General features: G+C 60.2%; 14 protein-coding genes. 11 read left to right on the plus strand and 3 right to left on the minus strand.

Features of this window, described 5'->3' with window-relative positions; translation table 11 throughout:
* The first annotated feature begins 233 nt into the window (after nucleotides 1-233).
* From FHX06_RS05385 to FHX06_RS05415, 7 genes are all read left to right on the plus strand, one after another.
* On the plus strand, nucleotides 234-1,823 hold the full coding sequence (locus tag FHX06_RS05385) for an ATP-binding protein (protein WP_049800894.1): 1,590 nt from the start codon (nucleotides 234-236) through the stop codon (nucleotides 1,821-1,823).
* Nucleotides 1,810-2,457, plus strand: coding sequence for a response regulator transcription factor (locus FHX06_RS05390; RefSeq protein ID WP_018114708.1), 648 nt, complete (start codon nucleotides 1,810-1,812; stop codon nucleotides 2,455-2,457). The genes FHX06_RS05385 and FHX06_RS05390 overlap by 14 nt, the downstream gene beginning before the upstream one ends.
* A gap of 92 nt (nucleotides 2,458-2,549) precedes the next feature.
* Nucleotides 2,550-2,918: a response regulator transcription factor gene (locus FHX06_RS05395; protein ID WP_018114709.1), complete on the plus strand. Its 369-nt coding sequence runs from the start codon at nucleotides 2,550-2,552 to the stop codon at nucleotides 2,916-2,918.
* Between the two features lie 191 nt (nucleotides 2,919-3,109).
* On the plus strand, nucleotides 3,110-3,265 hold the full coding sequence (locus tag FHX06_RS05400) for a hypothetical protein (RefSeq protein ID WP_246715476.1): 156 nt from the start codon (nucleotides 3,110-3,112) through the stop codon (nucleotides 3,263-3,265).
* Nucleotides 3,266-3,331: 66 nt separating this feature from the next.
* Nucleotides 3,332-4,066, plus strand: a complete 735-nt coding sequence (locus FHX06_RS05405; RefSeq protein WP_029616400.1) for a helix-turn-helix transcriptional regulator — start codon at nucleotides 3,332-3,334, stop codon at nucleotides 4,064-4,066.
* Between the two features lie 244 nt (nucleotides 4,067-4,310).
* Nucleotides 4,311-5,063 (plus strand): GntR family transcriptional regulator, encoded by a 753-nt coding sequence (locus tag FHX06_RS05410; protein ID WP_018114712.1) that lies wholly within the window; start codon nucleotides 4,311-4,313, stop codon nucleotides 5,061-5,063.
* A 20-nt stretch (nucleotides 5,064-5,083) separates the two neighbouring features.
* Nucleotides 5,084-5,494, plus strand: coding sequence for an ACT domain-containing protein (locus tag FHX06_RS05415; protein WP_018114713.1), 411 nt, complete (start codon nucleotides 5,084-5,086; stop codon nucleotides 5,492-5,494).
* Nucleotides 5,495-5,542: 48 nt separating this feature from the next.
* Here FHX06_RS05415 and uxuA read toward each other — a convergent pair whose 3' ends face one another.
* Both uxuA and FHX06_RS05425 read right to left on the minus strand, forming a co-directional pair.
* Nucleotides 5,543-6,730 (minus strand): mannonate dehydratase, encoded by a 1,188-nt coding sequence (gene uxuA / locus FHX06_RS05420; RefSeq protein ID WP_018114714.1) that lies wholly within the window; start codon nucleotides 6,728-6,730, stop codon nucleotides 5,543-5,545.
* Between the two features lie 44 nt (nucleotides 6,731-6,774).
* Entirely contained in the window at nucleotides 6,775-7,497 is a 723-nt protein-coding gene (locus tag FHX06_RS05425) for a GntR family transcriptional regulator (protein ID WP_018114715.1), read from the minus strand.
* Between the two features lie 236 nt (nucleotides 7,498-7,733).
* Between FHX06_RS05425 and FHX06_RS05430 the strand changes: the two genes are divergently transcribed.
* The 4 genes from FHX06_RS05430 (at nucleotide 7,734) to FHX06_RS05445 (ending at nucleotide 11,818) form a co-directional block, all read left to right on the plus strand.
* The gene (locus FHX06_RS05430; protein ID WP_029616401.1) at nucleotides 7,734-8,909 is read left to right on the plus strand and encodes an extracellular solute-binding protein; all 1,176 of its coding nucleotides are present in this window, start codon (nucleotides 7,734-7,736) and stop codon (nucleotides 8,907-8,909) included.
* Nucleotides 8,910-8,981: 72 nt separating this feature from the next.
* A complete protein-coding gene (locus tag FHX06_RS05435) occupies nucleotides 8,982-10,091 on the plus strand; it encodes an ABC transporter ATP-binding protein (protein ID WP_112543914.1) in 1,110 nt (369 codons plus the stop codon).
* Nucleotides 10,088-10,972 carry an ABC transporter permease gene (locus tag FHX06_RS05440; protein WP_018114718.1) on the plus strand — a complete coding sequence of 295 codons (885 nt, stop codon included), beginning with the start codon at nucleotides 10,088-10,090 and terminating at the stop codon, nucleotides 10,970-10,972. The genes FHX06_RS05435 and FHX06_RS05440 overlap by 4 nt, the downstream gene beginning before the upstream one ends.
* Nucleotides 10,973-10,975: 3 nt before the next feature.
* Complete coding sequence (locus FHX06_RS05445; protein WP_018114719.1) at nucleotides 10,976-11,818, plus strand: ABC transporter permease; 843 nt, start codon at nucleotides 10,976-10,978, stop codon at nucleotides 11,816-11,818.
* An 83-nt stretch (nucleotides 11,819-11,901) separates the two neighbouring features.
* Here FHX06_RS05445 and ppk2 read toward each other — a convergent pair whose 3' ends face one another.
* Nucleotides 11,902-12,810, minus strand: coding sequence for a polyphosphate kinase 2 (ppk2, locus tag FHX06_RS05450; protein ID WP_018114720.1), 909 nt, complete (start codon nucleotides 12,808-12,810; stop codon nucleotides 11,902-11,904).
* Nucleotides 12,811-12,871 lie beyond the last annotated feature (61 nt).

Below are 12,871 nucleotides of genomic sequence, written 5' to 3' on the forward strand. Positions count from 1 at the left end.
CACCGCCCCTTGCCACCTCCAGGGCAGGCGTCCCCCTCCGCCGAAGCCCCGCGGATACTCCCATCCGCCATAGACCGTCCCGCCGCCCGGGACGGTCTTTCTTTTTGACACGCGCAGACAATTTGGCCCATGCTTCCAACACTTTGGTATAGTTTTGCGCCGATAAACACGTCATTAAGGTAACCGCGCACTAGACTGTATGGATAGTAGACCGAAACCAACGGCGAGCGGGTATGGTATCATCAATTACATTGAAACTGATCAACCGGCGGGGAACAGTCTCGCATGAGATCGCGCTCGGCCTGATCGCACTGGCGCTGGCTGTCGCCGTGTTCTATGTCGATGCCTTCACCGAGATCGAAAGCGCCATCGCCGTTCTCTATGTTATCGTGCTGCTGCTAGCGGCCGAAATTCTGACGAGGATCGGCACCACCCTCCTTGCAATCGTCTCCATCATCCTTACGCTTTTCGCCTATTTCTATTCGCATGGCTTTGAGGAGAATGTCCCCGCCCAACTACGGTTGGCTGTTTCCCTCGCCGCCATTACAATCACCTGTGCCCTAATCCTCAGAAACGAAACCGCGCGCGTCGGCCTCATCGAAGCCAACTTGCATCTTCGTGACAGCGAAACCCGCTATCGCTACATCTTCGAGCACAGCCGTATTGCACTCTGGGAGCGCGATTATTCTGCAGTGCGATCCTTCCTGATGTCTTTGAAGGCGGAAGGTGTGAGCGATCTCAAAGACTATTATCGAACAAATCCAGGCGTCATCGTTGCCTGCACAGGCCTTATTCGCACCATCGCCGCAAACGACGCGGCAATGGAGCTGCTGGGCCATATGACCGACGGCCTGCACTCGCGCACGATGCGCCGTTACATCGCGCCCGATGACGATACCTTTTTGGACCTGATGGATGCGATCTTCTGTGGCGAACGTCATTTCGAGGGCAAGGGCAATCTGATCACGGAGAATGGCGAAAGCAGGCTTGTCATAATGAGCATGAGTTTTCCGGAAGATCCCTCCGCCTTCAATCGCGTGGTGGTGGGCATGGTGGATATCACCCAGCGGGAAATGATGCAGAAGGCCCTTCGCGAGGCTCAGGATGAGCTTGCCCGCGCTTCACGCGCCGCGACCGTCGGCACACTGTCCGCCTCGCTCGCTCACGAACTCAATCAGCCGCTTGGCGCCATCGTCGTCAACGCCCAGACGCTGCTCAGATGGCTGAACCGCGAGCCGCCGGATCTCGCCGCCGTGCGCCGTTCGGCCGAGCGCATCATTCGCGACAGTCAGCGCGCGAGCGAAATCATCCACAATACCCGCTCCATGCTGACGCAGGGCGATCGCACGCCCGAACAGGTCGATCTCGAGACGCTGATCGAGGAAACACGCGCCCTGATGGAGCACGACTTCCAGCGCGACATGGTCGAGTTCGATGTGAGCCCAGCCGAAACGCCGCTCACGGTGAAGGCGATCCGCATCGAATTGCAGCAGGTCCTCATCAACCTCGTCACCAATGCAGTCCAGGCCATGCGAGAAACGGCAATCGACCGGCGCAAGATTCTGGTCTCGCTCGGCAGGAAGGATGATATATTCGTCAGCCTCTCCGTCAGGGATTTCGGCCCCGGCATCAGCGAGGAGGCCATGGCGAAGCTCTTCACACCCTTCTTCACGACCAAGCCCTCTGGAATGGGCATGGGGCTCTCCATCTGCCGCAGTACGCTGGAAGCAAGAGGCGGCCAGTTGATTGCCGGCAATCATCCTGAGGGGGGCGCCATCTTCGAAATGATCATACCGATTGAGGACGACCATGACCAACACTAGCGCCGCATCGAAGGCAACCTCTCAATCGGCATCGCCGATTGTCTATGTCGTCGATGATGACGAATCCATTCGCGAGTCGCTTGTCGACCTCTTCCGGTCGATCCAGATGGACGCCGTCTCCTTCGCGACAACGACCGCCTTCCTCGATACCGCCGACCTGCGCCGGCCGGGCTGCATTCTCCTCGACATACGCCTGCCAGGTCTCAGCGGACTGGATTTCCAGCTTCATCTGGAGCGAATCGGCAGCAGGATGCCGATCGTCTTCATGACCGGCTTCGGCGATATTCCGATGAGCGTGCGCGCCATGAAGGCCGGTGCTGTCGACTTTCTCACCAAGCCCTTCCGAGACCAGGATATTCTCGATGCGGTCGGCATCGCGATCGAGAAGGATATGGGCCGCCGGCGGGAAATGGCGGCAAGCGATGCGGTCGCCTCACTTGTCGATACGCTGACACCCCGCGAGCGGGAAGTCATGGCCGCCGTCGTCAAGGGTCTGATGAACAAGCAGATCGCCTACGATCTCGGCATCAGCGAGATTACAGTGAAACTCCATCGCGGCAACGTCATGCGCAAGATGCAGGTTCGATCGGTGGCCGATCTGGTGCGCAAGGCCGAAATGCTGGAAGGCAGATAGCGGAACCTAGACCCTTGTATGGTACCGCGACACGGCCTCGATCTCTTAATATAGCCTAACGTAATGTAAGAATAAGCAAGGCTAGCAATCTCGTGTCACATACATCCACAATCGCTGTCGTTGATGACGACCAGGCTATCCGGGAGGCGCTTGACGATCTGATCCAGTCCTGCGGCTACCAGAGCAAGCTTTTCTGCTCGGCGGAAGAGTTTCTGGCCTTTAATGACAGGGCGGCCATCGACTGCATGCTGGTCGACGTCAAGATGCCCGGACTGAGCGGGATCGAACTGCAGGCAATCCTCAACGGCGAACCTGAAAAGCCGCCGATGATCTTCATGACATCCTACCGCGACGAAAGAACCCGCACAGCCGCCATGGAAGGCGGTGCGCTGGCCTTTCTGGGCAAGCCGGTCGAATTCGATTCTCTCATCAACTATCTTGAAATGGCTTTGAAGCCGTAAGGCTCAGCAGGGGAGTATTGTTTCCGCCAAAAGATCAAATCAAATTATACACCTATGTATAATTCAGGATGGAAGCAATAAAGACTATAGTTAACCTCGTTGGATCCGGTAAGGCGGACAGAAGAAACGAGGTGAACGCCATGATAAAGCTCAAGCGCCCAATATTTATCAGCGTCGGAAGGAATATCCTCATGGATGTGATATTTTCGAACATCGTGACCGGTGTGAATTACAAGTTCCACTGCGCGCTTCTGCGCCTGGAACCGGAAAACCCGATCTACGAATACCAGCCAGTCCGCATTGCCGCGTACCGTCGCCCGGAAGAAATCAACCGGACGCCTTTCTGATCCCCCTCCTCCTGGCGCTGACCGGCTCCCTCCCGGCCGGTCAGTGCATTTGCCGGCAGACGATCCATGATCCTCAAGAATAGGGCAAAGTTCTCCTTACCAGGGGACGCAGCCAGCGCCACAGTCCATGCCGATCCCACGAGAAGTTTCTCCGCTGCCCTCCAGCATGTCATGCAGGCACATGGCTTCCGCTTCTTTCTGGCTGCCAGCTTTCCGCAGGCTGACAAGCTCGGCTTTCGTACCAATATCATTGCCGGCAACTGGCCACAGGAGCTGATCGACCGCTACGACGCTTCCGATCTCTTTTGGCGCAGCCAGCTGATCGAGGATCTGAAGAAGACCATCATGCCGATCTATTCCGGCACGGGCATGTTCGCCCAGCCCGGCAACGCAAGCAACTCGGAAAAACTCGCCCGCAACTTCGAGGATCTCGGCCTTCACAACACCATCAGCTTTACACTGCATGACGCTATTCTCAGGCACTACGTCATCATGTTCTCTGGCCTGCGCAGCCCGCCCGACGAGCAGGAATGCGCGCGCATGGTCTTTGCCGTATTGAAGTCGCTGGACAGCTTCAGCCTGGCGACCGAGCCGCCGCTCGCCGATTACGAGCGCCTGACCGTTCGCGAGATCGAATGCCTGCGCTGGTCAGCCTCCGGCAAGAGCAGCGAGGAGATCGCCATCATCCTTCATATTTCCGCCCATACGGTGAACGGTTACCTGAAGACGGCGATGCGCAAGCTCGATGCCGTCAACCGCATGCAGGCCGTCGTGAGAGCCTATCGTTTCCGTCTCATCTGAAGGCCTCCGGGCTCTAAGACGCTCCTGGATTGAGGCCGCCTCAAGCAACACTGCGCGACCGCCGACGAGATATCTGCCGCCGCATATCAGCGGAGATCGGCATCAGGGAAAGGGGCCAGATTCCGCCAAACCGGGTGTGAACCGCCTCAACCTGCGCATGCAAGGCAATTACTTGCCTTATAGTTTTCGTTGTCGACAGAGCATGCTAAGCTCTTGGTGGGAGGGACATTTCCTAGGAGTTCTCTTGTCCGCCGAATACACGTCAGCCGATATAGTCCACGCCGCGGGCGATCCGCGGTATACAGACTCGCGTCAGCGCGCCGAAGCGGTTGCCGCGCGTCTGGTCACTGAACAGCATGACAGGCCATCACTCGTTTCCACTATCGCACGCGAAGTAGCAGCCGAGATCATCGAGGACATTCGCAAACCGGGCGATGACCTCAACTCCGTCGAGCTTGCGCGGCGCTACAAGACGAGCCGGACGCCGATCCGCGAAGCATTGATGCTTCTGGAAAAGGAAGGGCTCGTCGAAATCCCGCCGCGCCGTCGCCCGCGCGTTGCCAGCCTTTCGATCAAGGAAATTCGCGATATCTACCGCGTCCGCGCCAATCTCCTGGAACTGATCGCAGGCGATATTGCGCGAGACGTGTCGCTGGACGATATCCGCACCCTCCGGCCAATCATGCGGCTCATGGAAACCGCGAGCAAGGCCGGCGACGTGAACGCCTATTTCTGGGCAAATATCGACTTTCACGAACGCAACACCGAACTCGCAGGTAATCGCACGGTCAAGAAGATCGTCGATTCCCTGCTTTTGAGAACACTTCGCTTGCGCCGTATCAGTCTATCCCAGCCCGGCCGCCTGCAGAAATCCTACGAGGATCACGAACGACTGTGCCGTGCCTATGAGGATCGCGATCCGACACTCGCAGCTGCGCTCATCCGATCCAACCATGTCACCGGTCTTTCGGTGCTGGAGAACATCTTTTCACAGTAAGGGACATCAGGGAAAACGGCATGACAGGCATTACCGACCTCTCAGTCCTTCTCGCGACGATGGAGCCGGAATTGGTGGCAGGCGAATTCGTCTATTGCGCCGTGCCGGCCTCGCGGCTGGAAGACTATCTCCATCTTCGCCCGCTTGCCCTGTTTCATGAAAAGGAAGGCCTGACACTCATCCTGCCGCAGGATAGGGCGACCGAGGCCGGCCTGCAGGCAAGCGCGCCGCTGCGGCAGATCACGCTGAAAGTGCATTCCTCACTTGAAGCCGTAGGCCTGACAGCCGCCTTCTCCCAGGCCTTGAAGGAGGTCGGCATCAGCGCCAACGTGGTCGCGGGCTATTACCACGACCACATTTTCGTGCCGGCCGGCGACGCCGATCGGGCCGTCGAAGCGCTGAGGCGGCTTTCGGCGGCGAGCCGGAGCTAAGCAATTCCAGCAAAATCGGTTTAGCTGGAACTGCTTGCAAACAGAAAATCAGGTCGGCGGTGCGTCGAGTGCGTGCAGAATGCCGCGCAACTCTGCAAGGCCGCGAAGACGGCCGATTGCCGGGTAGCCGGGTGTGACATTCTTCTGCAAGTCGTCAAGCATGCGGTGGCCGTGATCCGAGCGGAAGACGATCGACTGGTCGGCGCTGCGGCGGCGGTCCTCAGCCACCAGTTCCTTCAGCACGGAAACCATGTTCACGTCGCCTTCAAGATGCGCGCTTTCATGGAAGGTGCGACCATCGCCCTCGCGGGTCGTGGCCCGAAGATGCGCGAAGTAGATACGCGAGGCGAAACGGCGAGCAATCGCCGGCAGGTCGTTGCCGGCGCGCACGCCGAGGCTGCCGGTGCAATAGCACATGCCGTTGGCGGCCGCCGGGACGGCATCGAAAAGTGCTGCATAATCCTCTGCCGTCGAAGCAATGCGCGGCAGACCAAAGAGCGAGCGCGGCGGGTCGTCGGGATGCAGCGTCAGCTTGACGCCGCGCGCTTCCGCAACCGGCACCACGGCCTCGAGGAATTCGATGAGATGCTGGCGGAGCTTCTTCGCGTCGATACCCTGATAGGCAACAAGCTTCTCACGGAAAGCCGGAATGGTCAGCGGTTCGGTTGTCGATCCGGGCAGAGCCGAGGTGATGATACGGGTGACTTCGGCGATCTCCGCTTCCGTCATGCTTTCATAGACAGCCTTGGCCCGTGTCTTGTCTTCTTCAGAATATTCTTCGGCAGCACCTGGACGCTCCAGCACGAAAAGCTCGAAGGCGGCAAAACGCTCATGATCGAAGCGCATGGCGGTGGCGCCGGTCGGCGTCACGTAATCGAGGTCGGTGCGCGTCCAGTCAACGACCGGCATGAAATTGTAGCAGACGATCGGGATGCCGCAGGCGGCCACTGCCTCGAGGCTGGCAATCCAGGCCTCGATCTCCGCCTTTGCCTGACCACCCTTGCGCTTGACGGCATCGGGGATCGGAATGCTTTCAACGACGCTCCAGGTCAGCTGCGAACGTCCGGCCGGCGTGGTTTCGATCAGCGCCTGGCGCTCGCGTACTTCCGCCTCTGTCCAGGCACGGCCGATCGGCACCTGATGCAGCGACGAAACGATGTTCGTCGCACCCGTCTGGCGCACCTCGTCCAGCGTGACCGGCGCCTCCGGCCCGAACCATCTCCAACCTTGCCGCATCTCGTCTTTCTCTCCTTTTGTATCTGCGTTTTGTCGTTCCGCCGTCAGCAGAAATAGTCGGGGAACTGCGAGCGCAGCTCCGCGACGTCAGGTATAACGGCGCTTAGGTGATGAATCATGGCTTCTCGCGCCGCCCCGATATCATGGGCAGCAATGGCGTCGCGGATCACCATATGTTCGCGCACGACATTGTCCATGCGCCCGAGCACCGGCAGCGTCAGCCGTCGTGCCCGGTCGATCTGCACCTTCACCGTCTTCAGAATGGTCCAGATGCCGGGATAGCCGGCAATCTGTGCGATCGCCTCGTGGAAGGCCTCGTCTTCTTCGTGAAAGCTCGAAGCGTTGCCGAGTGCGGCATGCGTCTTCTGGCGGGCGATGATCGCATCCAGCCGCGCAATATCGGCCCCCGTCGCAATGCCAGCGGCTATCTCGACCGTCGTCCCTTCAAGCGCCTTGCGCACGACGACCGCTTCCGGAATGGCCGAGACCGGCACTCGCGAAACCACCGTGCCCGATTGCGGATAGATATCGACGAGTCCACCCTCGGACAGTCTCAGCAGCGCCTCGCGCACCGGCGTTCGGCTCACACCGAAATCCTCTGCGATCCGCTTTTCCTGCAGCACGGTACCGGGCGGGATCCTCAGAGAGACGATATCGGCATGCAACCGCTCGTGGATTGCGACGGCCGTCGTCACGCGGCGGATCTTTCCGCCCGCGTCGTGGGGCGCCGGGAAGGCAAGGATTTCAGGGTCGGAAGCTTGCCGCATGCATGGTCTCGGGACGTTGACACTTTCGTGCATACTAGTATATCAATTGAACCCTGTTGCCAAGATATGCCGCGGAGGAGAACGGCGACATGGCATTGCACCCGGAGGAAAAGCTTCGAGCTGCGAGCATTTGATGCTGCCGGAAAGCCGGCGCATCGAAGCATTGGACGTGCATTGCGATGCAAACGGGCGGGCTCGGGGCAAAGGCCGGCACCGCCGCAAAGGAGGAGGATAGAATGAAGATTACACGCAGAACCTTCGTCGGCGGAGCTGCCGGCGTCGCCGCGGCCGGAATGTTGCCGCTTCGCGCTTTCGCACAGGCCAAGGCGCCGGCAAAGCCGGTCACCATCACCATCGTCGACGTCGCGGGCAACCTGGCGCTGACGCAGGGCATGTTCGAGAACTACGCCAAGGCCAAGCCTGAATTCGTCGCCAGCTTTTCCTTCACCAAGGCCCCCGCTCCGGAACTGCCGGCCAAGATCCAGGCCCAGCAGGCTGCCGGCAAGGTCGATATCGACCTCGTGCTAACGGGCACGGACGCGCTTTCGGCCGGTGTCGACCAGGGTCTGTGGGTCGACCTGTCCGCCAAGAAATCCGCCCTTCCCAATCTTGAAAGCATCCTGCTGCCGCAGGCTTTCAAGATGCAGGCACTCGCCAAGGACCAGGGCGTCGTCATCACCTACTACCCGTCCGGCCCGCTGATCGAATATATGCCGGACAAGGTGGCGACCCCGCCGAAGACGGCGCAGGAGCTGCTCGACTGGACGAAGCAGAACAAGAACAAGTTCCTCTATGCGCGCCCCGCAAATTCCGGCCCAGGCCGCACGCTGCTGATGGGCCTGCCCTATCTTCTCGGCGACAGCAATCCGCGCGATCCGGTCAACGGCTGGGCCAAGACCTGGGAATATCTCGCCGCTCTCGGCGAAAACATCGAATATTACCCGACCGGCACCGCAGTGGTCTTCAAAGAACTCGGCGAAGGCACGCGTGACATCGTCGCAACCACCACCGGCTGGGACATCAACCCACGCGCGCTCGGCATCGTTCCCGAGGAAGCCAAGGTCGGCAAGCTCGAAGGCTTCCATTGGGTCACCGACGCTCACTATGCGGCGATCCCGAAAGGCGTTTCCGACGAGAAGGTTGGCGTTCTGCTCGACGTCCTGAACTTCATCTATCAGCCGCAACAGCAAGCAATCGCCTACGATGCAGGCTACTTCTATCCAGGCCCGGCGGTAAAGGATGTCACGCTCGAGATGGCGCCTGCAGAAAGCCAGGAAACCATCAAGGAATTCGGCCGGCCGGAATATGCCGACTGGATCGCCGGCAGCCCGCTGGAAGTGCCGCTCGAGCCCAAGCAGCTCGTCCAGGCTTTCCGCATCTGGGACGAGAAGATCGGCGCCAAGAAGGGCTGATTATCGGTGATTGAAATGAGCCGGCGCCGGGTATCTCGGCGCCGGATTTCTAACGGCCATGGTTGCCGATAAATGGAGATTGCATTGACTTTGCCGGTTCAGAACGCAGCAACAGCGTCATCGCGGAAGAATGCGCGCCTTGAGCTCGATGGCATCAGGCGATCTTTCGGCGCCTATAACGCCCTTGATGGCATCGACCTCACGATCGAACCCGGCGAATTCATCGCACTTCTCGGCCCCTCCGGCTGCGGAAAATCCACCGCGCTGAACTGCATTGCCGGCCTGCTTGGCCTGTCCGGCGGCGAAATCCGCCTCGGCGGCAATCGCATCGACCAACTGGAGCCGGAAAAGCGCGGCTTCGGCATGGTCTTTCAAAGTTACGCCCTTTTCCCGCACATGAGCGTGCGCAAGAATGTCGGTTTCGGCCTTGCCATGCAGGGCATCAGCGGCGCGGAAGCCGACAAGCGCATCATCGATGCGCTGGCGCTCGTGCGCCTCGAAAGTCAAGCGGACAAGCTGCCCGGCCAGCTCTCCGGCGGCCAGCAGCAGCGCGTGGCGATTGCCCGCGCAATCGTCATCCGCCCGCCGATCGTATTGATGGACGAGCCGCTCTCCAACCTCGACGCCAAGCTGCGGCTGGAAATGCGCGCCGAAATCCGCGGTATCCACGACCAGATCGGCTCGACGACCATCTATGTCACGCATGACCAGGACGAAGCCCTGTCGCTTGCCGACCGCATCGTTGTCATGAGCCAGGGTCATATCCAGCAGATCGGCACGCCTCAGGATCTCTACCAGCGCCCGGTCAATCTCAACGTCGCCGATTTCATGGGCTTCCGCACCCGCATTCCCGGGCGCGTCGTCTCCATCTCCGGCAGCGAGGCCGAAATCGAGGCCGCGGGTGCGCGGCTGACCGGCACGATGCGCGACACATTGAAGGTCGGCGATGCCGCAGTGCTCTCCGTGCGTCCTGAAGATCTCGTTGCGACCACCGACGACAGCGGCATTCCCGTCATTGTCGCGAACACCGAATATCGCGGGCGCGCCTTCTTCGGTATGGCTCGTTCGGCGGACGGATCGGAGCTGTATTTCCGCTCCGATGATGCGTTGCCGCGCGGCTCTGCCACCACTCTGCAGCCCGTCGCGGGCCGTTCGCTGGTCTTCAAAGGGGCGCCAGCATGAATGGCGGTCCCTCACTGAAGACGCGGCTTGCCGCTCAGGGCCTTGACGGCACGACATTGCTGGTGCTGCCAGGCCTGATCTTCATGATCGCCCTCTTCATCTACCCCTTTGTCTACGGCGTTGCGGATTCCCTGATGCCGAAGGATGGCGGCGTCTGGTACGAAAATTACGCGAAATTCTTCTCGGACCAGTTCCAGTACGGCACGATCGCCAATACGATGTGGCTTGCCTTGCCGGTCACGATCGTCAACCTGGCCTTCGCAGTCCCGGTTGCGTTTCGCGTCCGACTGATGCGGCGACAGCGGCTACTGACGACGATCCTCGTACTGCCGATTACGCTCGGTACTGTCTTCGTCGCCGATGGTCTGCTGACTTTTCTCGGCCCGCGCGGCTGGTTCAACGAGACGCTCATCCTGTTCGGCATCCTGGATTCACCGGTCAAGCTCACCAACAATTACTGGGGTGTTTTCGCCTCGCTGCTGATTACCGGCTTCCCCTTCGCCTTCCTGCTGACGTTGTCCTATATCACCGGCATCGACCCGGCGATCGAGCAGGCTGCCGCCACGCTCGGCGCCAATGCGCGGCAGCGCTTTACGCGCGTGTTCCTGCCGCTCCTGGTGCCCGGTCTCGCCGTGACTTTCTGCCTTTCCTTCGTGCAGGCTTTTGCCGTCTTCCCGTCCGCCGTCCTGCTCGGCGCGCCGGCTGGTCCGACGCGCGTCATCTCGATTGCAGCCTATCAAGCCGCCTTCGAGCAATATGATCATTCCTACGGCACGGCGATCGCCATTATCATGGGTGGCGTCGAGCTCATTGTTGTCGTCGCCGTCCTCGGTGCGCGTTCCTTCTTCTACCGCGGCCCGGCCGGCGGCACGAAAGGCTAAGCCATGATCCGTGACCAGGGCCTTACCTCGAAGATCTGGCGCATCGCCGTCTGGGCGCTCGCGACCCTCTTTGTCCTCAACCTGCTTGCGGTCATCGCGGCCGTGATCGTCAACTCTTTCGCCACACGCTGGCTCGGCACATGGCTGCCGCGCGGCTGGACGGATCGTTGGTATTTCAGCGCCTGGAGCGAATTCCAGCTATCCAGCGTCGTCATCGTTACCTTCGAGATGGCCTTTGTCGTCGTCATCATCTCGGGCATTCTGGGCGTATTGACAGCCTATGCTCTGGCGCGGCGCGATTTCCCGGGCAAGCGCGCCATCATTCTGCTCTTCCTGCTGCCGCTGCTGATCCCACCGCTGACCTACGGCATTCCGCTGGCAACAGTGCTCTACCAGCTCGGGCTCGGCGGCACCTTCTGGGGCGTCGTGCTGATCAACCTCGTGCCGTCTTTCCCCTTCGTCGTGCTCGTCATGATCCCGTTCATCGAGCAGATCGATCCACGCATCGAGGCCGCCGCCCGTGTCTTCGGTGCCGGCACCACCAGCCTCTTTATCCGCATTCTGCTGCCGCTCCTGCTGCCCGGCATGCTGGCAGCACTTCTGCTCGTGCTGGTGCGCACGCTCGCGATGTTCGAGCTGACCTTCCTCATCGCCGGACCGCAGACCCAGACGCTTGTCGTCTCTCTCTATTATGCGGTCTTCGCATCCGGCGTACGAGCCAGCCAATCAATCGATGCGATGGCGGTGATCTATATGGTGACGACGCTCTTCTGGCTCATCATCGCGCTGCAATTCGTCAATCCGACCCAGATCGTCGCCCGCGCCAAGCAGCAATCGGCGCATTGAGGCATGTCGCGCAACGCGTGAATCGGTTTTGCGCGACATGCTGAAAAGACGCTGCTGCCGGAAACCGGCCGCAGCCATTTCAATCAGTAGACTTCGGGAACATACATTTCCGGCGGAACCGGGGTGCGGTGGTAGTCATCGTGACGCACGCGATCCGGCAGCACGATCCCTTCCTTCGGAACGTCCTCATACGGGATCTGGCCGAGCAGATGGGCGATGCAATTGAGGCGCGCGCGTTTCTTGTCGACGGCCTGAACGACCCACCACGGCGCTTCCTCAATATGGGTGCGGGCGAGCATTTCTTCCTTGGCCTTGGTATATTCCTCCCAATGGACGCGGCTCTGCAGGTCCATCGGTGAGAGCTTCCACTGCTTCAGCGGATCGTGGATGCGCATGTTGAAGCGGAACTCCTGCTCCTCATCGGTGATCGAGAACCAGTACTTGATGAGGATGATGCCGGAGCGGACCAGCATGCGCTCGAATTCCGGCACGGAGCGGAAGAACTCTTCCAGCTCGTCCTTCGTGCAGAAGCCCATGACCCGCTCGACGCCGGCACGGTTGTACCAGCTGCGATCAAAGAGCACCATCTCGCCCGCCGACGGCAGATGCGGCGTGTAGCGCTGGAAATACCACTGGTTCCGCTCGCGTTCGGTCGGCGCCGGCAGCGCCACGACGCGGCAGACGCGCGGATTGAGGCGTTGGGTCACGCGCTTGATTGCACCGCCCTTGCCGGCGGAATCGCGGCCCTCGAAAAGCACGACCACCTTCAACTTCTTGTACTGGACCCAGTCCTGAAGACGAACCAGCTCATGCTGCAGGCGGAAGAGCTCGCGGAAATAGAGTTTGCGCTCGAGCGTCTGTTCCGCTTCGCCGGACATGCCCTCGGCGACCAGCTCGTCGAGCCGGTCCTCCTCCATCTGCATTTCCAGCTCCTCGTCGAAGCTGTCGGCGATTTCGTTCTTGATACGGTCGAGCTGAGTGTTTTCGATCATGGCACGCTCCCTGTTCAATTCGCTCGATAAAGCACGTTCTCGCCATAGCTATATGACAGAG

Source organism: Rhizobium sp. BK512 (genome assembly GCF_014194915.1).
In the GTDB taxonomy this organism is placed as follows: Bacteria; Pseudomonadota; Alphaproteobacteria; order Rhizobiales; family Rhizobiaceae; genus Rhizobium.